Here is a 24,725-nt window from a genome sequence, read left to right on the forward strand (position 1 = left end):
CGGGTGACGGTCGAAAGCAGACTCTTCGCGCCCGGCGTGTGAACAGGACGTAATCAACGCCCTGAGATCAGCTCCGTGACCGCTTCACCGGTTTGCAGATCGACCGTCGTCACGTGCCCCTTGTCCGGATCGCTGGCCCGCACCCGCGCGATGATCGAGCTGTCATCGGTGAAATCCACCCGACGCTTCTCATACAGGTTCTGCAGCCCTTTGAGACTCAACCCGCTGACATCCACCAGCCATTGAATGACCTGATCCGGCGCCGAAAGCCCCGACAATGCCCTGTGCAGGTCCGCTAGGGCTACCAGCATGCCGGGATGACAGATGCGCAGGAACGCTTCCAGCTGTGCGCCCGCATCGACGAAGGGTGCGAACAGCAGACACACCAGTTGCGTCTCGCTCAGACCCAATGCTTCCTGCGCATAGCCCGCCGCCAGAGCACGGCGCTCCTCGAGCTTGTCCGGGCGGTCATAAGCCGCCAGCGCCTGGGTGATCAGGCGCTTGGGCATGCGCTTGCGGCGCATCATTTCAGCCGCCAGCTCCAGGTACTCGGCAACGCCATCGGCGTACGCGCGCCCCTGGACAAACTGCGCCTTCAGACCTCGCATGTGGGCCATCAGCAACGGGTTGGCGCAGTCCGATTCACTGAAGCTGAACGCCAGATCATCGAACCGGAATCCCAGGAAATCCGTCAGCAGCGCCCAGTGCTCCTCAAGCCGGAACCCGATCAGGTCGGCCACCGTGAGAAACGCAGGCGCAACCGGCTTGTTCGGATACCCCAGCGGCCGCAACATGAATCCGGCCGGTTGTGCTTCTTCACCGTAGAGTTCGCGGTAGTAAGCTCGCCCCACGCTGTCGATGGTATTCAACGCGGTCATGAAGCCCAGCTTGTGCCAGTTCTCTATCGCCTGCCCTTCATGCCGTGCCAGGCGCATGATCCAGGTCGCGTACTGCTTCTGCTCCTTGAGCGAGTCGCCACTGATGACCGCATCGACACCTTCGCCCCAACACGCGGCTCGTCCCAGAAACTCGGCCATGCCCAGGTAACAGCTGTTGCAGAACGTCGTTCTCGCATCCCCTGCGGTCAGATGCCCGCCGAGCAGCATGTCAGATCGGTTCTGCTCCCGCCCGGCACTGGAAAACGGGAGATCAGGTTCGAACGTCTGGACGTACTGGTGATCGACCACCAGCAATTCCACCCTCGGATCGTCGTGCAGGAACAGCGCGGAGTAGCAGCGATGAATGTTGGCCATGACCGCCGAGGTCATCCCGGCATGGCGCATGTTGGCCACCCGCAACTGGAACGTTGCCGGTGCCCGGCCGGCGATGCTCAACTGCGCGGCGCGCATCAACGCCACGGTATAGGCGCTATCTTTTCCGCCGCTAAAGGCCACCAGAACTTTATAAGTTCCAATGTTCTCCATTCCGCCTGCCGCGACGATCAGACGTTGAATCAGTAATTGCAACGCCGTCCGTTCCGCACGATTGAAATAACTCAACAAACGCTGCAGCACTTGTTGATAAACATAGTTCATGGCCTGCTCGTGAATAGAACCCATACGTCAACACCTGAATAACCCGGTACAACCAACCCATCGACTTCGAGACGACAGCCGTCGTGGCAGCAGAGGCGATACTTCTTCAATGTTGTCCTGCAACAACACAATCCAGTTTATTGATCGTCAACAACTGTCCTGCAACAAGGCCGGGCCACGAACTTGCCCGATGCAGCGTAACGCCGCGCCCCCGCCAGGCCAATCACCCGGGATCGACATGAGCGTGCAGCGTGATAAAGCGCCCGTGAGGGCGGGTATTCGACACCGTAAAACAGACGGCCATGACAATGCATGAGGCATGACTCGTTCCTTGAGTATGAATGACCCCGTTATTATCGGTATCTGAAAAACAATTACAAGGTACAGATCAATGAGGTATTGCCTGTCAGTAAATGAATAAGCCGTGCCGCTTTTTAAACAAGCCTGTTTAAGTTATCGCCACCGCCTTGCTCCACCACTTGGCAAAACAGCCTGTCGCACGCAATCGACCGTGTTTATTCAGCAAAAAGATATATAAACAAAAAAGCCTTCCTGGATCCTGGAAGGCTTTGTCGGGTATTGCATGAATTGTCTGTATTCAGGACCGGCATCTGTGAATCGATGACCGGATCACCCTTTTCGACGCCCGGCCAGAAGCGTCGAACGGTAAGCTGAGCACGGTGAATTGCACTCAGGCAGTCTCGACTTCCACCACCACACGACCACCGACCGGGCAGCCATCCATCATCCGATGCGCCTCCACGATCTGATCGAACGAAAACACTTTGGTGATCTGCGGCACCAGCACCCGATCAGCGGTCAACTGGTTGATGTCACGCAGCGCACGTTTAACGGCCTCTTCATCCTGCTGGATGCCCAACTCGGGCTTGCCGGTGAAGTTGCCCACGCAGTGAACGAAGAACTGAATGTTTTTCTGGAACGCCGCACACGCCGGGAATGGCGTCTGATTGCCACCTTGCAGCCCGTAGAGAATCAAGCTGCCGCGAGGCGCCAATACATCGCCCAGCATGGACATCTGTGGGCCACCCAGGCCGTCGAGAACAATGTCCACGCCACGGTTGTCGGTGTACTTGTTGATCGCCATGAGCAGATCCTGCTCTTCGGTGACCACGACCTTGTCCGCTCCCATTTTCAACAGGTACTCACGGCACGACTCGGTCTTGGTCGCCGCAATGACCTTTACGCCCAACGCCTTTCCCAGTTGCAGAAACGCAGGCCCTGCGCAATGGCTGGCGTCCGTCACCAGCGCTGTCTGGCCTGGTTTGGCACGCGCCAGTTCGACGAATGCGAAATACGCCACCAGCATCGGGGTGTAGTGAACCGCCGCTTCAGCAGGCGTCAGTACGTCCGGATAACGGGTAACGGAGGTATGGGGCAGCGTGATCACCTCGCCATACACCGGGTGCACGTTCGGGTCAGCCGAGGGAAAGCTGGCAACCTTGTCGCCCACTTTCAAATCCGCCACGCCATCGCCGACGGCGGTCACGACGCCGGCCATCTCAGAACCCAGACCGGCAGGCAGCCGGGCCTGGGAGGAAGCCAGATTTTGTCGCCACAGCACGTCGTACCAGGTCACACCGATCGCCTGGACGCGTATCTGCACCTCTCCGGGTGCTGGCAACGCGGCGGGTCGCTCTTCGATCTTGAGCACCTCGGCCGGGCCAAACTGATGAAAACGGATCGTGCGGGACATTTCGAACCTCGCCTTATGAACCTTGATGCCATGAACTCTATCCGGGCGCTGCCGGTAACACTATCAGTGGCTATTAATAGTCGACATGCCTGTCATCGATTCTGTTGCTGAAAAGCGGTCATTAGATAACCATCGAATGCTCGCCTGTTCAAGCGCGGCCATTGTTCTTTGCTCCTCCCGACATTGCAACCTGACGGGTCATTTCCGGATGAACGTGACGATGACAATCGCGCAAACCGTGGCACGCCGGAACGATTTCCCCTGGCTGACGGCTTATATGAGTGGGGCACGATCCTTCCCAAAAGGTTCAGCACCGATTATCGACGGGCGTGATGGGTAACACGTTTGTATGCTTGCGGATGAATTTAACAGTGCGGAGAATCAATTTTTCCTCGTACTATTCGTGCCTGAGCTGAACACTGGCCTGCCATCGTGGCCAACGTATCGACCAATGTCCCTGAGACCCCCGTCATGAATCGCAACGACCTGCGTCGCGTCGACCTCAACCTGCTCATCGTGTTCGAAACCCTCATGCATGAACGCAGTGTCACGCGTGCCGCCGAAAAGCTTTTCCTTGGTCAGCCGGCGATCAGTGCCGCCCTCTCCCGCCTGCGTGGCCTGTTCGATGACCCGTTGTTCGTGCGCACTGGCCGCAGCATGGAACCCACCGCGCGCGCCGTGGAGATTTTCGGCCTTCTCTCTCCTGCGCTGGATTCCATTTCCACCGCAGTGAGCCGCGCGGCCGATTTCGATCCGGCCACCAGCACCGCAGTGTTCCGCATCGGTCTGTCTGACGACGTCGAGTTCGCCCTGCTGCCTTCGCTGCTTAAGCGCCTGCGTTCAGAAGCGCCCGGTATCGTGCTGGTGGTCCGTCGCACCAATTACATTCTGATGCCCTCGCTGCTGTCCTCCGGCGAAATCTCCATTGGCGTCAGCTACACCGATGACCTGCCGGCCAACGCCAAGCGCAAGGTCCTGCGTCGCAGTACGCCCAAATTGCTGCGCGCGGACACCATGCCCGGTGCAATTACGCTGGATGATTTTTGCGCACGACCGCATGCGCTGGTGTCGTTTGCAGGGGATCTGGGCGGGTTCATCGATGAGCATCTGGAAAAGATCGGGCGCAAGCGTCACGTCGTGCTGGCGGTTCCGCAGTTCAACGGCCTTGCAACGTTGATTGCCGGCACTGACATCGTCGCCACCGTGCCTGATTACGCCGCCGACGTGCTCGCGGCAGCCGGCGGCGTCAGGGCCGAGGAAGTGCCTCTGGAAACGCGCACGTTCGAGCTGCATATGGCCTGGCGCGGCTCCCAGGACAACGACCCCGGCGAGCGCTGGCTGCGCTCGCGGATCCAGATGTTCTTTGGCGATCCTGACAGTCTTTAGGTTTCGTCCTGTTGGTCGACACCCGCCGCGCTTGAAGATCGAGGGCCAGGGGGTGTTTTCATGGGCAGTCTGTCCAGTGAGATTCTTGTTGTTATGAACGGCACTTATCGAAGAACGGCCAGACGGCCGCTCTTCAATCCCCCGTCGTGCAAGGGTCAAACGCGCTCGATCACCATCGCGACGCCCTGCCCGACCCCGACACACAGGCTGACCACGGCGTAGCGCTGCTGGTTACGTTGCAACGTGCGACAAGCACTGAGCACTAACCGGGCGCCCGACGCGCCCAATGGATGCCCGATGGCGATAGCACCGCCCAGCGGGTTGACGCGGCTGTCGTCAAAACTGAGCTCCAGGGCCTTGAGGCACGACAACACCTGCGCCGCGAATGCCTCGTTGATCTCGATCAGATCCACCTGTGCCAGGTTGATGCCGGCGCGCTGTAACGCCACGTTAATCGCCTGGTGCGGGCCGATGCCCATGACGCGCGGCTCTACGCCTACCACTGCCGAAGACAGGATTCGGGCCATGGGCGCAACATCGTGGAGCTGGCCAATAGATTGGTTACCCACCAGCAAGACTGCGGCGCCATCGTTGATGCCCGACGCATTGCCGGCGGTCACGACGCCGCCGGGGAACAGCGGATTGAGCCGCGACAACGCAGCAAAATCGGACTGTGGCCGTGGATGTTCGTCGACGCTGATCAGTTGGGTTTGCCCCTTGCGCCCCGTGGGCACCTCCACCGGCAGGATCTCATCGGTCAACCAGCCCGACTTCAACGCGTGGGCATAACGACCCTGAGACGCGGCAGCAAAGTGATCGGCGTCATGGCGGGTGATGCCAAACATCAGGGCCAGGTTGTCAGCGGTCTGCGGCATGCTGTCGTTGCCATACCGCTGCACCAGTTTCGGGTTGGAAAAACGTGCGCCAATGGTGCTGTCCGCCAGCACTTGAGTGCGGCTGAACGCACTCTCTGCCTTGGCGAGCACCAGCGGCGCCCGCGACATGCTCTCGACGCCGCCCGCCAAGTACAGATGCCCTTCGCCACAGGTAATTGCCCGCGCCGCATCGATAACGGCGGACAATCCACTGCCACACAAGCGGTTGACCGTCTGGCCCGGCACGGACCACGGCAGGCCGGCGCTGAGCAAAGCGTTGCGCGCCAGGTTGCGGCTGTCCTCGCCGGCCTGGTTGGTGCAACCGAGGATCACATCCTCCACGGCGTGCTCTGGCAGACCTGAGGTCAGCATCAGCCGCGCCAGCAGGTTGCCGACCAGGTCATCCGGCCGCACGCCCGACAGGCTCCCGCCGTAACGGCCAAAGGGGGTGCGCAAACCGCTGTAGACATAGGCATCAAGCATGGCAAAGTTCTCGCTCAATCAAAGTGGCTCGGCGGCTGCCGGCATTGGGTTTTCGGCGCTGCACAGGGCAATGCCAAGGCGTGCCCGGCGGCGTAACCAGTTGCTGGGGCGGTAACGCGGGTCGCCGGTGAGGCCATGCATACGCTCCAGGATCAGCAGCAGTCGCCCCGCGCCCAGGGTGTCCCCCCATGCCAGCGGCCCGTGGGGGTAGCCGAGGCCCAGGCGCACCGCCATGTCGATATCCTCGACGCTGGCGATGCCCTGCTGAGCGATGTCGCAACCCAGGTTGACAATCGACGCCAGGGTGCGCTGGAGGACAAAACCGCAGCTGTCACGCAGCATTACGACCTGACCGCCGTCCCGACTCAACAGCGCGTGAGCGGCGTCCTGCATATCCGCGCGGGTGGCCGGGTTGACCATCAGGCAGCGCAATGCACCCAGCTCCAGCACGGTATCGATCGCCACGCTGCGGGTCGGGTCGACCCCATGGCGCACGGCCGATTCGCTGGCGTCGTCACCCAAGGGCGCCAACAGACACAACGCGCCGGGCGATGGGTGCGGCCCCGTCTCGACCTGTGCGCCCAATCGCTCAAGCAGCGCCAGCACACGGGCCTTGCCGAGGTCATCGTCCGCAGCGACCCATACCGAGGGCAGTTGCGCACGCAACGGTACGGGCTGGGCCTGCGAGGGGGCGCCGCCGTTGCCGTCGTATCGATAAAAGCCCTGGCCAGTCTTTCTCCCCAAATGCCCCCCCGCCTGCATCAAGCGCAACAAGGGATGGGGGCGGTAGCGCGGTTCTTCATAGAACTGGTGATACACCGATTCCATCACTGGCAAGCTGACATCCAGGCCAATCATATCCAGCAACTCGAAGGGGCCCATGCGAAACCCCGCGCCGTCACGTAGCACCGTATCGATCAGCGCGGGTGAAGCCACGCCTTCACTGAGCATACGCAAGGCTTCGGTGCCATAGGCGCGACCGGCGTGGTTAACGATAAATCCAGGGGAATCCGTTGAGTTCGCCGGGTAATGGCCGATCGTTCGCACTAACGCTCGCAGTCGCTCAAGGACCTCCGGTTGAGTGGCAATCCCGCCGATCACCTCCACCAGACGCATCAGCGGCACCGGGTTGAAAAAATGCAGGCCGGCCACACGCGCTGGGTGCTTGCACACCGATGCGAGCGCAGTGATGGACAGCGAGGACGTATTGCTCGCCAACAGCGTGGTTTCATCGAGCAATTCGTCCAGGCGTCGGAACAGCTGCTGTTTGGCCTCGAGGTTTTCGACGATCGCCTCGATCACCAGCTCGCAGTCATCCAGCGCTTCCAGGCGATCAACCACCTGCACCCGCGCCAGTGCATCGTGCGCCGCCTGTGCGCCGATGCGGCCCTTGCTCTGCAGCATGGCCAGCGTCGTCGCCAATGCACGTTGCGCAGCACTCGCCGCACCCAAGCGCACATCAAACAGTGAGACATTCAGGCCAGCCAGCGCCATGACCTGGGCAATGCCCTGCCCCATGGCACCGGCACCGACCACCCCGAGTCTCTGAATGGGTGATGTGTTCATAGGCCGAGGTACTCCGGTGTGCGCTTTTGCAAAAACGCCTGCATACCTTCTTTCTGGTCGTGGGACCCGAACAGCAGTTGAAAGGCCTTGCGCTCCAGGGTCAGTGCCTGCTCCAGCGGAAGATCCATGCCGGCCAGCACCACTTCTTTAATCTGCGCGATGGCGATGGGCGGCATGGCAGCGATGGTCATCGCCATCGTCAGGGCTGCGTTCAGGGTCTGTACGTCGGGTGCAACTTCGCTGATCAGGCCCATGCGCAGACCCTCGTGCGCCGTAAACTGAGCCCCCGTGAACAGCAGGCGCAATGCCTGGAATTTGCCCACCGCACGCAACAGGCGCTGGGTGCCGCCGGCGCCGGGCATGATTCCGACCTTGACTTCGGGCTGACCAAAGCGAGCCGACTCCCCTGCAATGATCACGTCGCAGTGCATCGCCAACTCACAGCCGCCGCCCAGGGCAAAGCCGTTGACGGCCGCGATCACCGGTATGCGACACGCAGAAATCGCCTGCCAGTGCCGCTCGGCATGTCGGGCATACAGCTCGAGTGCCGTGGCGTCGACCAGCTCACCCAGATCCGCGCCCGCGGCGAACACCGTATCGCTGCCAGTGAGGATAATGACGCGGGTATCAGGGCATCCGTCGAGCCGTCGAAAATGCGTAGCCAGCGCTTCGCGCATCCCCCTGTTCAACGCGTTGCGAGCCTTGGGACGGTTGAGGCGCAACAGTGCAACGCCCGGCGCGGGTTGTTCGTATAGAACCAAGGTTTCGGGACTATCAGATGCGTGGCTCATAGGGGCTCCGTGGCCAGGAAAATAGACGGCCGTTAACCGCGAACGATGCCGGCGGCATAGAGACGCTTGATCTGTTCGGCATCCAGCCCAAGGTCCTCAAGCACTGCGCGCGTGTCCTGCCCCAAGGTCGGCGGCGGGCTGCGATAGGTCGCGGGTGTGCGCGAGAGTTTCACCGGCGAGCCGATGCCCCGGTAGTCGCCGATGTCCACCAACAGCCCGCGATGCCGGGTATGGGGATGGGCAACCACGGTGTCGATGGTCGCAATCGCCCCGCACGGCACGCCTGCGTCAATCAGTTGCCGGGCGAGCACCGCGCCGTCATGCGTGGCCATCTGCTGTTGCAGCACCTGTTTGAGCGCCTCGCGATTGACCGAACGAGCGCCGTTATTGACGAATCGTGGGTCGTCGAGTATCTCGCCCGCGCCCAACTGCTCGCACAACCTGGCGAACTGGCGGTCATTGCCAACCGCCAGAAAAATCGGCTCGGTGCCGGTGGTGTAACTGTCGTAAGGCGCAATATTGGGGTGTGCATTGCCGGTGCGTTGCGGGGTTTTACCGGCGGCCAGGTAGTTGGGCACATGGGGGTGCAGCAGCGACACACCGCAGTCGTACAGGGTGATGTCGAGGGATTGCCCGAGGCCGCTGCGATGACGTTCATTCAGCGCCAGCAGCACGCCGGCCAGCGCATTGAGCCCCGTGACCATGTCGACAATCGGCAGGCCGATGCGCAACGCACCGCTGTCGGCTTCGCCGTTGACACTCATCAGGCCGGCCATGGCCTGAATCACCGCGTCGTAGCCTGGCAGGCCGCCCAGCGGGCCATCGACGCCAAACCCGGAGATAGCACAATGGATCAAGCCTGGGAAACGCTGGCTCAAGACGTCGCTGAAGCCGATTCCCCAACGTTTAAGCGTGCCAGGTTTGAAGTTTTCGATCAGTACATCCGCGCCTTCCAGCAGGCCCATCAGCACATCAATGCCTTCGGGCCGGGACAGGTCCACGGCGATCCCCTGCTTGTTGCGGTTGACGCCACGGTAGTAGGAGGCGTCGGCGCCTTCGAAAGGAGGCCCCCAGCCGCGTGTTTCGTCGCCGCTCAACGGCTCCAGCTTGATCACATCGGCGCCATGGTCGGCGAGTGCCTGGGAGCAGTAAGGCCCACCCAGCACGCGGCTGAGGTCAATCACTTTCAGGCCGTCGAGGGCCCCTTTGGAAGGGTTCATAAATACACCTGCTATCAATGAAAAAGCGGATTCAAACCGGCAACAGTTGCATGGCCTCGGCTTGGGAAAGCGGGCTTTCATTGGCCAGGCGAGACAGCAATTGCGCGTCGATCGCAGGTTCAGGGTTCAGCGGGTCGCGGGGCAGCAGCTTGTGTCGCAACACCAAATGGGCCAGGGCCAGGCGGCGACTGTTATCGGCTTGTTGGCTGGCTTCCCACGCCATGAAAATCGCCGTGGCGATGTGATACAGGGCACTCCCGGCCTGGCGCACTTCTTCATCACGGCGCTCCACGGCGACTGCCGAGAGCCGAGCCACGGTACGGTCCAGCAGGTCGGCGAAACGCTGATGACTGATCGCGGGCAGCGTCGCTTCCATCAACACGTTCACCAGGTATTGCTTTAACGGCTCGAGCGCATGTTCGCGGGTGACGGCACGGCCAACATCCAGGGCCACGATATTGCTGGTACCTTCCCAGATGGAACCCAGGTGGGCATCGCGTACCAGCCGCGCATCACTCCACTCTTCGATATAGCCAATCCCACCGCGTACCTCCATGGCGTCACCCGTGACGCGACGGGCATCACGGCAAGCGCGGAATTTGATCAGCGGCGTGAGGATACGCACGCACTGGCGAGCCGCTTCATCGCCCGCATCGGCCTTGGGCAGCAACGTGGCAATCTGCATGAACATTGAACGTGCCTGTTCAGTGGGTAACATCATTTTCAGCAATTGGCGTTGCATCAGCGGCATCTCGATCAGATGCTTGCCGAATGCCCGGCGGTGCCTAGCGATGTAGAGCGCCTCGTTGACGCCGCGCCGCATCAAGCCCGCGGCGCGCACACCGTTGGACAGGCGCGACATGTTGACCATGTCGGCCATCTGCTGAAAACCGCGCCCCACTTCGCCGATTAGGTAGGCCGTAGCGCCTTCCAGGGTGATTTCACCGCTGGCCATCGAGCGCGTGCCGAGTTTGTCTTTCAGACGCTGAATCCGGTAGGCGTTGCGCGAACCGTCCGGACGCAGCTTTGGCAGTAAAAACAGGCTCACACCGGACATGCCGTCCGGTGCGTCATCCGGGCGTGCCAGAACCATTGCCAGGTCGGCATCCGGGTTGGAACAGAACCACTTCTCGCCGCTCAAATGCCATTCGCCGTCCTTGAGGGTGGCGCGGGTTTGGGTGCGTGATACGTCCGAGCCGGCAGCCTGCTCAGTCATGAACATAGCGCCCTGGAACAAGGTGTCGAAGTCCTGAGAGACCAGGGACGGCAGGTAGCGCGCCACCAGTGCCGGCGCGCCGAACTTGCGCAAGGTGCGGGTCAGCGAGTCAGTCATGCTGACGGGACAGCACAGACCGAACTCGGCCTGCACAAACAGATACGTAAGGGCGTATTTAACCAGCGGCAGCGTCCCGTCATCGCGGTGACTCATGGCCGCCAAGCCCAGTTCGGCATACGCAACGCGTTCCAGCTCGACGAAATCCGGGTGCTTCTGGATGCTCTGGATATCTTCACCACGGCGTGTGCGCGGCAACAGTCTGGGCGGGTTCTTGTCGGCCGACAGGGCCAGCACATCCAATTCATTACCCGCGCGCGCACCCAGCTGTTGCCAGGTCGGCAGCCAGTGGTTGTAGAGATCGCTCGGCAGGTAAACCTTGAGCAACGCGGCAAGGCCGGCGTCACACTCGAACAGGTTAAGGCCACGACTATCGGGGATGTTCAGCGGGTCGTGGAGCACTTCGGACAGCGCATTCATGGTGACTCTCCTGATTCTTGTGAATTCAGGGTAAAGTCAGCATCGATAAGTATCTAATACAAAATAAATCAACTACGATAACGAAAAACTATCGTTAACCGGAGGCTTGCCGTGGACCTCAAACAGCTGCGTTATTTTGTTGCCGTTGCTGAAGAGTTGCACTTTGGGCGCGCTGCCACACGGCTGTTCATCTCCCAACCCGCCCTGAGTTTCGATATCAAAAAGCTTGAAAGCCAGTTGGGTATTCAACTGCTGAACCGCAACAACAAGTCGGTAAGCCTGACCAACGCTGGCCAGGTCCTGCTGGATGAGGCGCGTTATCTGTTGCTGCGTGCCGACCAGGCCCGGCGCCTGACCCTACGTTCAGCCCAGGGCTTTGCAGGACGTCTCAGCGTGGGCTTCGTCAATTCGGTGCTGTATCGCGGCTTACCCCTGGCGGTAAAAACCTTCGAGCAAGACCATCCCGATACCGAAATCGTGTTGATGGAGATGAACAGTGCAGAACAAGCCCAGGCGCTGCAGCGCGGGCAGATCGATATTGGATTCGTGCACTGGAGCCAATTCCCCGAGAGCATCCGTTGTGAGTTGATCTTGCGTGAGCCGTTTGTGTGTTGTCTGCCTGCGTCCCACCGGCTCGCCGGACGCGAAAAAATCGACCTGACGGAGCTGGCCGACGATGACTTTATTCTGTTCCCCCGCACCGTCTCCCCGCACTACCACGACTTGATCATCGCGCGCTGCGTGGCAGCCGGTTTCAGTCCCCGCATCCGCCATGAAACGCGCCTGTGGCAAACCGTAGCGACCATGGTGGCTTACGGCATGGGCGTGGCGCTCGTGCCCCAGACACTGGCCAAGACCCTGACCGAAGGTGTGCACTATTGCGCGATCAAGGGTGACGGGGCGCTATCGGAAATTCATGCGATCCGCCTGGCGGCATTACCGTCCGCGGCAGCGCAGAGCTTTCTGGAACTATTCAAGACGCTACAGCCTTCGCAGGCATCCGAACCGGCGGTCTACGATACGAAATCCCGTATCAAGCAATAATTATTAATCATTATTTTTATCGTTGGGGCCTGTATAGGCTCTTAGCGAACGGCACCCCGCACTGTCATGGCGTGCCGTTTCGCTAATAACCCATCGAGCGTGCAAGAAGGGTTATATCCAATAAAAACAACAGGAACCCACCATGACTACCCGCCAGGATATTGCCGCTCACAAGAGGGCCCGCAAAGCCGGCATTGCCTCGTTCATCGGAACGACAATCGAGTGGTATGACTTTTATGCCTATGGCATTGCGGCCGCGCTGGTCTTCGGCAAGATATTCTTCCCCGCGGACCTCGACCCGGGGACTGCCACACTGCTGTCATTTCTCACCTTGTGGGCAGGCTTCATCGCTCGCCCCGTCGGCGGCATCATCTTTGGGCACCTGGGTGACAAAATCGGCCGCAAGACCACCTTGGTCATCACCCTCGTGATGATGGGGGTTGCCACCACGTGCATCGGTTTGCTGCCCACCTACCTGCAAATCGGCATCTGGGCGCCGATTGCGCTGGTGGTATTGCGGGTTATCCAGGGCGTCGCAGTCGGTGGCGAATGGGGCGGTGCGATTCTGATCGCCAGCGAAAATGCGCCCAAAGGCAAAGGCATTCTTTACGCCGCATTCGCCCAGCAAGGCTCACCGGCCGGCAACCTGCTGGCGACGGTGGTGTTCTTTGGCTTGAGCGCCCTGCCGGTGACTGACTTCATGCTGTGGGGCTGGCGCATTCCGTTTCTGTTGTCCGCGGCGCTGGTGATCGTAGGGATGGTCATCCGCCTCAAGCTTGAAGAATCGGACGACATGAAGCGTCTGATGGCGCAAAAGAAGACGGTCAAGCTGCCGATCCTGGAGGTGCTGCGCGATCATTGGCAGATCGTCTTGCTGGGCGCCGGCGTTCTGCCGATCATCCATGTGACTTACTTTAAAAGCACCTTCGCGCTGTCCTGGGCCACCAAGGAACTGGGCTATGCACAAAGCACCTTTCTGAGTGTCATCATTGTTTCCCTGATCGTCCAGTTCATCGCCCAGCCCTTTGGCGCCATCCTGGTGTCAAGGATCGATATGCGCAGAGCCTTCGCCTTCATGGTGATCCCGGAACTGATCCTGATGCCGGCGATGTTCTTTGCGGTGGAAACCAAGGTCTATTGGATTGCCGTAGTGGGCATGTGCCTGGCGACCATTCCTCACTCGATGTTCTACGGCGCGGTCGGTGGCATTCTGGCCCGTGCCTTTCCCACCAAGGTACGCTATAGCGGGTTATCGATTGCCTATCAACTTTGCTCCCTGCTGGTAGGCGGCGCGACACCGGTGCTGGCACAAGGGCTGCTGAATTCGACGGGAAGCATCATTGGCGTGGCCATCGCTTCGGCGTGTTATGCCCTGGTGTCGCTGGTGTGCATGCTGCTATTGCTCAAGCGTATCGGGCACACCGCCTCAGAGCTCTCTACAGCGGAACAGGCAGATGCCGATGATCTGGCCGGTGAAGCTGTTGCTGTGTCAACGCAACATGCGCACGGGCAGCAGCAGATCCCGCCCGACGTCCACAGCGAGCGTGATGACGGATTGAACATCGGCCTGGTTGCAGAAGCGATAAACTCCGCTCCTGTCACTCTCGCCGCAGCAGCGTCTGAGGCGCGATGCCAAACGCCTTGCGAAAGGCATGGCTGAAATGAGAGAAGTCGGAGAACCCGAAATCCAGCGCCGCCTGGGAAATACTGCGCACCTGACCCCGCTCGATCGCGTCGCGGCTGGCGAGCAAGCGAGCCTTCCAGATTTCTGCCGCTGGCGATTTCTGATGACGGGCGAAAGCGCGCGTCACAGTGCGCGTGGAGACATGGTGAGCCTGAGCGATGCGCTCCAGTGACAGGTCGGCCTCGGTCAAATGCTGGCGAATGTAATTCATGATCCGGCCATACAGGTCCAACTCGTCATGCGTCTGCTTCAGATCCTGGAGTTCCAGGCTGACCACCAGAAGGTCGAGCAGCGTACTGGAGTAACGACTGGACAGGCCTGGATTATGGAAGCCTGAAGACATGCTCGCGGCCTGGCGTAACATCTCGCGTAACGGAGTCACCCCTGGTCGGCGATCATCCAGAACCATAGCGGTGCAATCCGCTATGCCGGGCAGCCGCTGGATAAGCAGGTGTCGTGGAATGCGTACAAGGTGATTATCGGTGCCACCGAAGCTGAATCTGAACGGTTGGGATGCATCATAAAGGAACAGATCGTCCGCCTTCAGCTTCGTCCGCCGGTCAGCCTGCTCCAGTTCGCCATAACCGCTGCGGGTAAAGCCCAACCACAAATCATCATTCGGATCACTGCGCAGGTGCTGGGCGGACCGCTCCCAATAGTGCAAAGGGGCGGACAACGTGCAGATGTCCAATGCACCCATTCCATGCACCTCCAGCACCCCGTCAAAATCGCTCTGCGCCAGCAGTTTGCTGTCGGCGTCGAGGCAGTGGTGGCAGACCACTTCCTTCCAATAATCGAACCGATGGGGTGCAGTGACGGCAAGGGTTGAATACTGACATGTCTGGCTCATTGCATTCATCTCGCAGCGGCGGTTCAACAAAAAAGCGCGGTAATGTTTTTGCCCAACTCAGCAATTATCAGGCCATACGCATAGTGTCACCCCCGACAACTAGAGGCGCCGCCATATTGCCCTCTGCGCATTTGACTGAAGTGTATGTAGACCGCTCGTTACAAGCACTTCCCATGCAACTTACCGGGGCATCTTTTCCCTTGTTTCACAGGGTCCGCACCATTGCCGCACATTGATAAGCCGGCCATTTAAACCTGTCCTTCTTAACCAAGCGGTTGTCCATTCAAGCCAAGCGCATTCCATCCTGCCTCGATAATTTTCACCCCATGCCGTGTCCCTCCCGACGCGAATGACGAGGAGTCTCATGCAACGACGAGAACAGCGGCGACTGTCCGATTCGTCCTCGTAATGACAGCGATGGGACATGGCACCCGAAGAGTTCGCCACTGATCTGGTGTAACTCGGGACCCTGGCGCTGCAACGCCAATGACGGGGTCCCACCTGCAAACCAAAAACATCCACAGGCATGTGGAACATGCGTGCCGTCCGTTTGAGATGGAAATAAAGGAGCGCCGATGGAATCTGCAATCGATAAGCATCTTAAATGTCCCCGGACTTTGTCGCGTCGTGTTCACGACGATTACCAGCCACCCTTTCCGATGTTTGTGGGGCGGGCTGACGAAAGCGTGAAACAGGTTGTGATGGCTTACCTCGGGGTGCAATTTCGCGAAGAACAACGCACCGCCGCTCTTCAAGCCTTACGCGACATTAACGCCAGCTTTGCGCTCGCCGACGGCCCCGGGCATAACGACTTGACCTACCACCTCGACAATCAAGGGTATGGAAACTTCATCGCCGTGGGCTACTGGCGTGACCCTGCCGCCTATCAGCGATGGTTACGTTCAGCGCCTGTGGCCGATTGGTGGGACGACGAGGCGCGCCTGAGCGAAGGGTTGGGGTATTTTCGCGAAGTCATCGCGCCGCGCGCTGACCAGTTCGAGACGCTGTATGCATTCAAGGACGATTTGCCGGGTGTCGGGGCGGTAATGGACGGCATCAGCGGCGAGATTGAAGAGCATGGCTACTGGGGCTCGGCGCGCGATCGCTTCGCCATCTCACAGACCGACTGGATGCAGCCGACAAGCGAACTGCAAGTCATTTCAGGCGATCCCGCCAAAGGCGGCAGGGTCGTCGTACGTGGCCACGATAACCTGACGCTCATCCGCTCCGGACAAGACTGGGCCGAAGCCGGGGAGCAAGAACGCGCGCTCTATTTCAACGAGATGCTGCCGCCCCTGCAAGACGGCATGAATTTCCTTCGCGACGAGGGTCAGGCACTGGGCTGCTACAGCAACCGCTTCGTACGCAATATCGATCTTGATGGCAATCTCCTCGACATCGCCTACGACATCGGTCACTGGCGATCGCTCGACAAGCTGGAGCGCTGGGCGGAATCCCACCCCACTCACCTGCGCATTTTCACCACATTCTTCCGCGTGATCGGAGGGCTTTCGAAGCTGCGGCTGTATCACGAGGTCTCGGTGGCCGATGGTAGCCAGCAACTGTTCGAATACATCAACTGCCACCCCCAGACCGGGATGATGCGCGACGCACACATGTCGCCCGCCTGATTGCATCGCTGACTCCACTTTTAGCCCTGCGCGTTGCCTGACTGGCGATAGCGGGGCTCTTTTTGCCCGAAAAAAGGATCTTCGATCATGAAACAGTTTCGCTATCTACCGCTTGCAGCCCTTCTCCCCAGCCTCTCCTCCCACGCGATCGAGGTGGATCCTGGCGACTACGAGGTGCTCCCCGCGGGATCGACCGTCGGCCTGATCTACTACCAGCACGCCACCACGGACAACGCTTATTCCAACGGGCACAAGACCGATTCCGATTTCAACCTGACGTCCGACGTCGGCATTCTGCGTCTGCTGCACGTCTACGAGTTGAGCGAACGACTGACCATTTCTCCGCAATTCCTGCTGCCCTTCGGTCATGTTTCCGGACGGGGTGACGCGTCGGGTCTGGGCGATGCAGGCGGCATCGGCGACCTCATACTGACAGCGCCGCTCAAATACCGTCTCAACGATGCCAACGACACCGTAGGTGCGACCGCTTACCTGTACGTGCCAACCGGCAACCATGACAAAAACCATGCGCTCAACCTGGGCGAGAACCGTTGGAAGTTCGATCTCCAGTCCGCTTACATCAAGCACTTCACAGAGAAATGGGCCATGGACGTCGTCGGTGACGCCATCTGGTACGGGGACAACAACGACTTCGGCGCCAGCTCCGCTCGGCGCGAACAGGACGTTTCCTATGGTGCCCAGTTGATCGGGCGCTACATGCCCGATGAAACCAGTGAACTGGCCCTCGGCTTTGGACACAACTGGGGTGGGGAAAACCAGATCGATGGGGTGAACCAGGACGACAGGATGGAAACCACAAATGTGCGCGTCACGGCCAAAAAGTTCTTCACCGCCAAGGACCAATTCCAGGTGCAACTGGGGCGCGACCTTACGGTGGAGAATGGTCCCAAAGAGGACTTTCGCATGAACCTGCGCTACGTCAGGGTTTTCTAGGCCCCCTACCACCCGATGTCCTTATCAACCAAGCGAATGTCCTCCTCAACCAAGCACCGCTCAACGTGCGCAGATAGCTTGATATCAGCCCGGCCGCGATGTCGCCAATGGTGAGCATCGTGCCTGGACATCCCTGAGACGACGTTTGAACAGACATTGCCAACCCCGCAGGTTGGCACAGCACACAGGACACCCCATGGCCATCATCCGCCCAACGCTCGAACAAGTGCAGGATCTCGCCAGCCGCCTGCACATACAGTTGACCCCCGAGCAAGCCAGCGAATACCTGGCGCTTATGCAATCCAGTTTTGATGCCTACGATCTCGTCGATGAGTTGCCAGACTTCACCCCCCCGGTGCGCTACGAGCGCAGTGCCGGTTACCGCCCCTCAAGCGCGGATAATCCGCTCAATGCCTGGTACTACAGAACCGAGGTGATGGGCGCCCGTTCGGGCAAGCTTGCTGGCAAGAGAGTCGCGCTCAAAGACAATATCTCTCTGGCCGGTATCCCGATGATGAACGGTGCCGCGCCACTGGAGGGTTTCGTACCGTCGTTCGATGCCACCGTGGTGACGCGTCTACTCGACGCTGGCGCAACCATTCTCGGCAAAGCCACCTGTGAACATTACTGCCTCTCCGGCGGTAGCCACACCTCAGACCCAGCCCCCGTGCACAACCCTTTTCGCCATGGTTTCACGACCGGCGGCTCGTCTTCCGGGAGCGCGGCGCTGGTAGCCTCAGGCGAAGTCGATCTGGCTGTCGGTGGCGACCAGGGCGGCTCCATCCGCATTCCGGCGGGATGGTGCGGCATTTACGGGATGAAGCCCACCTTCGGTCTGGTGCCCTATACCGGGGTCATGGCGATCGAATCCACCTTCGACCATGTCGGCCCCCTGACGAGCAATGTCCGCGATAACGCTCTCATGCTTGAAGTGATGGCCGGAGCGGACGGACTCGACCCTCGCCAGGCCGCTCCGCAGGTCGATGCGTATTGCGACTATCTGGATCGAGGCGTGAGCGGGCTCCGAATCGGCATTCTCCAGGAAGGCTTTCAACTCACTAACCAGGATCCACGTATCGCAGAAAAGGTGCGCAGCGCTATCGCCCGGCTCGAAGCGTTGGGCGCGGTGGTCGAGCACGTTTCGATTCCCGAACACACCTTGGCGGGGGCGTTGTGGGGTCCTATCGGCTGTGAAGGCCTAACCATGCAAATGATGCACGGCAACGGTGCGGGTTTTAACTGGAAAGGGCTTTACGACGTGGGTCTGCTGGACAAACAGGCCGGTTGGCGCGACCAGGCAAACGCACTGTCGCCGTCACTCAAGCTCTGCATGTTCGTGGGTGAGTACGGTCTGCAGCGCTACAACGGTCGCTACTACGCCAAGGCCCAGAACATTGCGCGCTTTGCCCGCGCTGCCTACGACAAGGCGCTGAACACCTACGACCTGCTCGTCATGCCGACGGTGCCGACCACCGCTCAGCCGCTCCCTGAACCAGGCTCTTCAATCACCGAAACCGTCACGCGTGCGTTGGAGATGCTGGGCAATACGGCCGCTCAGGACGTTACCGGGCACCCCGCCATGTCGATCCCTTGCGGCCTGGTGGACGGACTGCCCGTGGGGCTGATGCTCGTCGGCAAACATTATGCCGAAGGCACCCTCTACCAGGTCGCAGCGGCATTCGAGGCTTCTGTCGATTGGCGGACGTTGTAAACCTGCGCGGCGCATGAGCAAACAAACACCGGCACGTCGCACTGAAAGTGAGTATTCAATCCAGAGGGGTCAATACATGAGCCATACGCACGAACATCATCACGATCACGATCACACCGAGCCCCCCGAGGCCATCGCCCTGCGCGTCAAGGCGCTCGAATCCCTGCTGGTAGAAAAGGGGCTGGTCGACCCGACGGCCATGGATGTGCTGGTGGACACTTACCAGCACAAGGTGGGCCCGCGCAACGGCGCTCAGGTGGTCGCCAAAGCCTGGTTCGATCCCGACTACAAACATCGGCTGCTGGCGGATGCCACTGCGGCCATTGCCGAACTGGGTTTTTCCGGCGTGCAGGGCGAAGACATGGTGGTGGTGGAGAACACCGCGACCGTGCACAACGTGACGGTCTGCACGCTGTGCTCCTGCTACCCCTGGCCGACCCTGGGCTTGCCTCCCATCTGGTACAAATCCGCGCCCTATCGTTCAAGGATCGTCATCGACCCGCGCGGCGTGTTGGCCGAATTCGGTTTGCTGATTCCCAGTGATAAAGAAGTCCGGGTCTGGGACAGCAGTGCCGAGTTGCGCTACCTGGTATTGCCACAGCGTCCAGAGGGCACTGAGGGCTGGAGCGAAGAACGCCTGGTCGAACTAGTGACGCGTGACGCCATGATCGGTACTGGCCTGCCCAAGACGCCGGCTGACCAAGCCTGACCCCGAGAAGGAGAAAACCATGAACGGTATACACGACTTAGGCGGTATGCACGGTTTCGGACCGGTGCTCCCCGACGAAAATGAACCGGTCTTCCATTATGACTGGGAGCGCAAGATCTTTCCGCTGTTCGCCTCGCTCTTCGTCGGCGGATACTTCAATGTCGACGAATTCCGCCACGCCATCGAACGCATGGAACCGGCTGAATACTTGCAGTCGAGTTACTACGAACACTGGCTGCATGCCTTCGAGAGTCTGTTGCTGGAAAAAGGCGTGATCAGCGCTGAGGAACTGCAGGGCAAGGTCAAACCGAGCTCACCGGCGCACCCCCCTGCCGTGCTCACACCGGACATCGTCGAGGCGGTGGTGCTTGGAGGCGCCTCATCCAGGGCAAAGGAACCGGTCGGCGGCCGCTTCCGGGTCGGTGACCGGGTGCGGACGAAGCACTTCAACCCAGCCACCCACACCCGACTGCCGCGGTACGCGCGGGGCAAGGTCGGGACCATCGAGATGGCACACGGCGCGTTTGCCACCCCAGACACGATGGCCCACGGTCTGGGCGAACAACCACAACAGGTCTATGCCGTTCGCTTCAGTGCAACAGAACTGTGGGGAGTGGCGCGACCGGACAGTGTTTGCATCGATCTGTGGGACAACTATCTGGAGGCCGTATGAACGCCAGCACGCCTCACATCCCGGCCATGGCCGGCCTGTCTCTCGACAAAGAAGGTCCGGTGTTCGACAAACCCTGGCAGGCCCAGGCTTTTTCCCTGCTGGTACACCTGCACCAGACCGGTCTTTTTCCCTGGAACGAATGGGTGCAGACATTCAGCGACGAGATCAAGGCTAGCCCGGCGCAACCCGGAGAAAGCGTCAAAGACGCTTACTACCGGCAGTGGCTTGCTGCCATGGAAAGCATGGTGACCACACTCGGTTTAACCGGTATCGAAGACATCACCCGGCGCACCGAGCAATGGCAGCAAGCTTACTTGAACACTCCCCATGGACAACCGGTCACGCTGCTTAATGCGAGTTGTCCGCCGGCCCATGAACACGAGCACCTGCCACGGCGCGAGCCGGTAGCGATCAGCCGGGCTGCCCACTGAGACCGGCGTCATCCTGTTTTTTACTTTCGCGTTTTTCACTTTCGAGGTCGCGAAGCGGCCAAGGGGCAATCATCATGCATATCGAACCTGATCTGGTAGAAGCTGGAAAACTGTGGCTGAGCTATGTCACCGCCGCAGGTGCCGGCGCCTATACCCTCAAACTCGCCAAGCAAACCATCGGTGAGCGTGGTGTCTTTTCGCTACTGGCTCGCACTGTCACGGCCACGGCCCTGGTCTTCAGCTTCTTCGAGTTACTGCCGCACTACCCGGTCGGTGTTTCCGAGGTGCATCTGATCCTGGGGTCAACGTTATTTTTGCTGCTTGGCGCCGCGCCCGCGGCGGCGGGGCTCGCCTTGGGACTGCTGATTCAGGGCCTGTTCTTCGCTCCCTTCGACCTGCCGCAATACGGTATGAACGTCACCACCCTGCTGGTACCGCTATTTGCAGTCGCTGTCCTGGCGAAACGCATCATCGCGCCGGACACGCCGTATGTGGAACTGAGCTACAGACAGGCTTTGGGACTGTCGACCGCTTTCCAGGCGGGGATTGTCGCCTGGGTGGCTTTCTGGGCCTTTTACGGTCGAGGTTTCACGGCGGAAAACACCCTGTCGATTCTGACCTTCGGCAGCGCCTACATGACAGTCGTCACCCTCGAACCGCTGCTGGACCTGGCCGTTCTGGCCGGTGCCAAGGCCACCCACCGCCTGCGGGGTAGCACACTGCTCGAGCGCCGTCTGTACCAAGCCGCCTGAGTCGGCCTCATCCCGTCCAGACCGGACTCCCCGGGCATTCGAAGGCCGTCATGCCCGGGGGCACCGAGAGCAAGCCCGGCCCACACCTCGTGAGCAGAACCAGAGGTATTTGATGTTTTTCAGAAATAACACCCGCAAGGAATTGAAGCTGCTTGGTGACAGGCTGGAACAACCCGATGGCGAAAGGGTGTCGATAGCGGCGAAAGATTCGTTACTGCGTCGAGTACTCGACGGCATCGACCGCCTGCTCGCCGATCGCAAGGCACTCCGGGACAGCGTTGACGACCTTAATGCAGAGCGACAACGCCTCAATCGTCAGATGGGTGAATGCGAAACCCGGTTGCACGATCAAGAGCAACTTTGGCAACTGGCGGCTTGCGCGTCGGGGGATTTGCTCTGGACATTGCAGCTCAATGGCAGCCTGCAGCCGGCCCCGAACGCAGCAATGCAATGGTTCGGCAACCTGCCGACCCAAACGGACCTCCCCCTCTACTTCGGCCTCTGGAACGACCGCCTTCATCCTGATGACCGCCAGACCCACCTGAATGCCCTGGCTCATCACCTCGCCGATCATAACGGGCATGCTCCCTATCAGGTGGAGGTGCGCCTCGCGGACCACTCGGGAGATTACCGCTGGGTCCAGATCGCCGGCGAAACGCTCCGGGACAAACGGGGCACGCCACAGATCAGCGTCGGTATTGTGCGTGACATCCACTCCAGGCGCCTGCAAGACCAGGAGTTCGCGATGCTGTCAGTCCGCTTCGATATTTCCCGTGAATGCATTCAGGACGCACTTTGGGACATCAATATCCTCGCAGGCGATCCAGCCAACCCGCACAACGTCATCTGGTTCTCGTCACAGATGCGTCGCCTGCTCGGCTACGAAACCCTCGAAGAGTTTCCCAATGTATTCGAAAGCTGGTTGTCTCGCCTGCATCCCGATGACAAGCAGCGTGCCGTACAGGCGTTTGTCGATCATGTCGCCGACCGCTCCGGCCAGACACCCTTCGACGTGACCTACCGCCTCAGGCACCGTAACGACGAGTATCGCTGGTTCAGAGGCAAAGGTCAGACCCAGCGAAGCAGCGACGGCACGCCCTTACGTACCGTGGGGGCGATCACGGACGTGCACGCCTTGCGCGAGGAAGGCCAGTTGCGCCAGACTCAGGAACGTCAGCATCAAGCGATGCAGGAAAACCTCGCTCAACTGACGCAGATCGTCGCCGCCATCCAGAGCATCGCCAAACAGACCAATCTACTGGCGCTGAACGCGGCAATAGAGGCGGCGAGAGCCGGTGATGCGGGAAGGGGTTTTGCGGTCGTGGCCGACGAAGTTCGCAAGCTGGCCACCCGGACCAGCCAAGCCACCCAACAGGCGGCCGACATGATCCAGAGGTACTGAGCTCGAGCAGGGCATGGCTGTTCGCCGACTCATAGCGGTAATAAGCCAGGTGTGGACGTCTGTTGCCTCAAGGGCGCCTCAAGAGCACCGCCGTCACCCGGATCCAGGCCCGCGGGGTCAAGCAGGAAGAGCATTCCAGGCTCAGGTCAAAACGTTCTTCCGAGATCCGGACCGACTTGTCTGAACCCCCATTCCAGAGCCCTCGCGGCGATCAATATCATTCCCACTGATAGTTACCTTCGTCGTATTCGATTCGTGCAATAAAACCCTCGGGAACAGAATCCGCCCATCTCAATAACATCGGCGGATTTTCCCATGGTTCAGTCACTTACTCCTTTGCGCTATCCCCTCGCCGCGTTGGCTCTGGTGGTACTCAGCGCTTGCGGAAAAGGCCCGGAATCGGCAGCGCAAGCCCCGGCTGCGGCCAAAGTCAACGTCGCCAAAGTGCTTGAGCAACCGGTCAACGAATGGGACGAAGTCACTGCGCGCCTTGAGGCACCGGAAACCGTACAGGTTCGCCCTCGTGTCTCCGGTCAGATCGATTCGGTGGCGTTCACCGACGGTGCGCTGGTCAAGAAAGGCGATCTGTTGTTCCAGATCGACCCGCGTCCGTTCGAAGCCGAAGTGCATCGTCTGGAAGCGCAACTGCAACAGGCCAAGGCCGCCTCGGTTCGCAGCAACAACGAGGCCGAGCGTGGTGAACGCCTGCGCACCAACAACGCTATCTCGGCCGAGCTGGCCGATTCCCGGACGACCACGGCGCAAGAAGCCAAAGCAGCGGTCGCGGCGACTCAGGCGCAGCTTGATCTCGCCCGTCTCAACCTGAGCTTTACCCGCGTGACCGCGCCGATCAGCGGTCGGGTCAGTCGTGCGGAAATCACCGCCGGCAACATTGTGACCGCGGATCAAAGCATTCTCACCAGCGTCGTCTCCACCGACAAGGTCTACGCCTACTTCGATGCCGACGAGCGTGTGTTCCTCAAGTACAACCAGCTGGCGCGCGACGGTAAACGTGGCGCAACCACTCCGGTGTACATGGGCCTGTCCAACGAAGTCGAGAATCCGCACCTGGGCCAGATGAACTTCGTGGACAACCAGGTCAATCCGCGGACTGGCACCATCCGTGGGCGCGCGGTGTTCGACAACAGCAAGGGCGAATACACCCCGGGCCTGTATGCCCGCCTCAAGCTGGTCGGCAGCGGCACCTACTCGGCCATGCTGATCAAGGATGAAGCTGTCGGCACCGACCTGGGCAAGAAATTCGTGCTGGTGGTCGACAAGGACAACAAGGCGACCTATCGCAACGTCGACCTTGGGCCGAAGCTTGAAGGTCTGCGCATCGTACGCAGTGGTCTGGCCAAGGACGACCGTATCGTGGTCAGCGGCCTGCAACGCGTACGCCCCGGTTCGCCGATCGATCCGCAGGACACCCCGATGGCCAGTGCTGAGACGCTCGCTGCACTGCAACAACAACGCCAAGCATTTGAAGCCAGCAATCAACCCAACGCCCAGTCAAAACTGGACGCCAAGGTTGCCGCTGCCGCTACGCCACGCGGTTAAG

19 protein-coding genes and 2 pseudogenes are annotated in these 24,725 nt (G+C 60.2%); 13 read left to right on the forward strand and 8 right to left on the reverse strand.

Annotated elements, in window-relative coordinates:
* Nucleotides 1-53 precede the first annotated feature (53 nt).
* Together BMY73_RS01070 and BMY73_RS01075 are read right to left on the reverse strand one after the other, a co-directional pair.
* Nucleotides 54-1,559: a hypothetical protein gene (locus BMY73_RS01070; protein ID WP_062381324.1), complete on the reverse strand. Its 1,506-nt coding sequence runs from the start codon at nucleotides 1,557-1,559 to the stop codon at nucleotides 54-56.
* Nucleotides 1,560-2,226: 667 nt separating this feature from the next.
* Nucleotides 2,227-3,249, reverse strand: a complete 1,023-nt coding sequence (locus tag BMY73_RS01075) for a zinc-dependent alcohol dehydrogenase family protein (protein WP_062381322.1) — start codon at nucleotides 3,247-3,249, stop codon at nucleotides 2,227-2,229.
* A 471-nt stretch (nucleotides 3,250-3,720) separates the two neighbouring features.
* Here BMY73_RS01075 and BMY73_RS01080 point away from each other — a divergent pair, with 471 nt between their 5' ends.
* On the forward strand, nucleotides 3,721-4,635 hold the full coding sequence (locus BMY73_RS01080) for a LysR family transcriptional regulator (RefSeq protein WP_062381320.1): 915 nt from the start codon (nucleotides 3,721-3,723) through the stop codon (nucleotides 4,633-4,635).
* Between the two features lie 155 nt (nucleotides 4,636-4,790).
* Here BMY73_RS01080 and BMY73_RS01085 read toward each other — a convergent pair whose 3' ends face one another.
* Genes BMY73_RS01085 through BMY73_RS01105 form a run of 5 tightly spaced genes read right to left on the reverse strand, consistent with a single transcriptional unit; the run spans nucleotide 4,791 to nucleotide 11,323 of the window.
* Nucleotides 4,791-5,993: a 3-oxoadipyl-CoA thiolase gene (locus BMY73_RS01085; protein ID WP_092404385.1), complete on the reverse strand. Its 1,203-nt coding sequence runs from the start codon at nucleotides 5,991-5,993 to the stop codon at nucleotides 4,791-4,793.
* Between the two features lie 18 nt (nucleotides 5,994-6,011).
* The gene (locus BMY73_RS01090) at nucleotides 6,012-7,559 is read right to left on the reverse strand and encodes a 3-hydroxyacyl-CoA dehydrogenase (RefSeq protein ID WP_092404387.1); all 1,548 of its coding nucleotides are present in this window, start codon (nucleotides 7,557-7,559) and stop codon (nucleotides 6,012-6,014) included.
* Complete coding sequence (locus BMY73_RS01095) at nucleotides 7,556-8,350, reverse strand: enoyl-CoA hydratase (RefSeq protein WP_092404389.1); 795 nt, start codon at nucleotides 8,348-8,350, stop codon at nucleotides 7,556-7,558. Before BMY73_RS01095 ends, BMY73_RS01090 begins: the two co-directional genes overlap by 4 nt.
* A gap of 32 nt (nucleotides 8,351-8,382) precedes the next feature.
* Entirely contained in the window at nucleotides 8,383-9,570 is a 1,188-nt protein-coding gene (locus BMY73_RS01100; protein ID WP_092404391.1) for a CaiB/BaiF CoA transferase family protein, read from the reverse strand.
* Nucleotides 9,571-9,601: 31 nt separating this feature from the next.
* Nucleotides 9,602-11,323, reverse strand: coding sequence for an acyl-CoA dehydrogenase family protein (locus BMY73_RS01105; protein WP_092404393.1), 1,722 nt, complete (start codon nucleotides 11,321-11,323; stop codon nucleotides 9,602-9,604).
* A gap of 111 nt (nucleotides 11,324-11,434) precedes the next feature.
* On the opposite strand from BMY73_RS01105, the gene BMY73_RS01110 reads away from it, so the two are divergent.
* Both BMY73_RS01110 and BMY73_RS01115 read left to right on the forward strand, forming a co-directional pair.
* Nucleotides 11,435-12,367, forward strand: coding sequence for a LysR family transcriptional regulator (locus tag BMY73_RS01110; protein WP_092404395.1), 933 nt, complete (start codon nucleotides 11,435-11,437; stop codon nucleotides 12,365-12,367).
* 142 nt (nucleotides 12,368-12,509) lie between these two features.
* A complete protein-coding gene (locus BMY73_RS01115; protein ID WP_256570766.1) occupies nucleotides 12,510-14,027 on the forward strand; it encodes an MFS transporter in 1,518 nt (505 codons plus the stop codon).
* Here BMY73_RS01115 and BMY73_RS01120 read toward each other — a convergent pair.
* A complete protein-coding gene (locus BMY73_RS01120) occupies nucleotides 13,966-14,901 on the reverse strand; it encodes an AraC-like ligand-binding domain-containing protein (protein ID WP_092404397.1) in 936 nt (311 codons plus the stop codon). The two genes, BMY73_RS01115 and BMY73_RS01120, sit on opposite strands and share 62 nt — an antisense overlap.
* Before the next feature lie 575 nt (nucleotides 14,902-15,476).
* On the opposite strand from BMY73_RS01120, the gene BMY73_RS01125 reads away from it, so the two are divergent.
* The 10 genes and pseudogenes from BMY73_RS01125 to mexE all read left to right on the forward strand — a co-directional run bounded on the left by BMY73_RS01125 (nucleotide 15,477) and on the right by mexE (nucleotide 24,724).
* Nucleotides 15,477-16,532 carry an aliphatic aldoxime dehydratase gene (locus tag BMY73_RS01125; protein ID WP_092404400.1) on the forward strand — a complete coding sequence of 352 codons (1,056 nt, stop codon included), beginning with the start codon at nucleotides 15,477-15,479 and terminating at the stop codon, nucleotides 16,530-16,532.
* Between the two features lie 87 nt (nucleotides 16,533-16,619).
* On the forward strand, nucleotides 16,620-17,486 hold the full coding sequence (locus BMY73_RS01130; RefSeq protein WP_092404402.1) for a transporter: 867 nt from the start codon (nucleotides 16,620-16,622) through the stop codon (nucleotides 17,484-17,486).
* Nucleotides 17,487-17,682: 196 nt separating this feature from the next.
* Complete coding sequence (locus BMY73_RS01135) at nucleotides 17,683-19,197, forward strand: amidase (RefSeq protein ID WP_092404404.1); 1,515 nt, start codon at nucleotides 17,683-17,685, stop codon at nucleotides 19,195-19,197.
* A 76-nt stretch (nucleotides 19,198-19,273) separates the two neighbouring features.
* Entirely contained in the window at nucleotides 19,274-19,906 is a 633-nt protein-coding gene (nthA, locus tag BMY73_RS01140) for a nitrile hydratase subunit alpha (RefSeq protein WP_092404406.1), read from the forward strand.
* A 19-nt stretch (nucleotides 19,907-19,925) separates the two neighbouring features.
* A complete protein-coding gene (gene nthB / locus BMY73_RS01145; RefSeq protein ID WP_092404408.1) occupies nucleotides 19,926-20,579 on the forward strand; it encodes a nitrile hydratase subunit beta in 654 nt (217 codons plus the stop codon).
* On the forward strand, nucleotides 20,576-21,010 hold the full coding sequence (locus BMY73_RS01150; RefSeq protein WP_092404410.1) for a nitrile hydratase accessory protein: 435 nt from the start codon (nucleotides 20,576-20,578) through the stop codon (nucleotides 21,008-21,010). Before nthB ends, BMY73_RS01150 begins: the two co-directional genes overlap by 4 nt.
* Nucleotides 21,011-21,084: 74 nt before the next feature.
* Entirely contained in the window at nucleotides 21,085-21,762 is a 678-nt protein-coding gene (locus BMY73_RS01155; RefSeq protein WP_092404412.1) for an energy-coupling factor ABC transporter permease, read from the forward strand.
* A gap of 445 nt (nucleotides 21,763-22,207) precedes the next feature.
* A pseudogene (locus BMY73_RS28670) lies at nucleotides 22,208-22,867 on the forward strand (PAS domain-containing protein); the annotation flags it as partial.
* 36 nt (nucleotides 22,868-22,903) lie between these two features.
* Nucleotides 22,904-23,152 (forward strand): annotated as a pseudogene (locus BMY73_RS28675) (methyl-accepting chemotaxis protein); the annotation flags it as partial.
* Nucleotides 23,153-23,479: 327 nt separating this feature from the next.
* Nucleotides 23,480-24,724, forward strand: a complete 1,245-nt coding sequence (mexE, locus tag BMY73_RS01165) for a multidrug efflux RND transporter periplasmic adaptor subunit MexE (RefSeq protein ID WP_092404416.1) — start codon at nucleotides 23,480-23,482, stop codon at nucleotides 24,722-24,724.
* Nucleotide 24,725 lies beyond the last annotated feature (1 nt).

The organism is Pseudomonas sp. NFACC02 (assembly GCF_900110765.1).
Lineage (GTDB): Bacteria > Pseudomonadota > Gammaproteobacteria > Pseudomonadales > Pseudomonadaceae > Aquipseudomonas.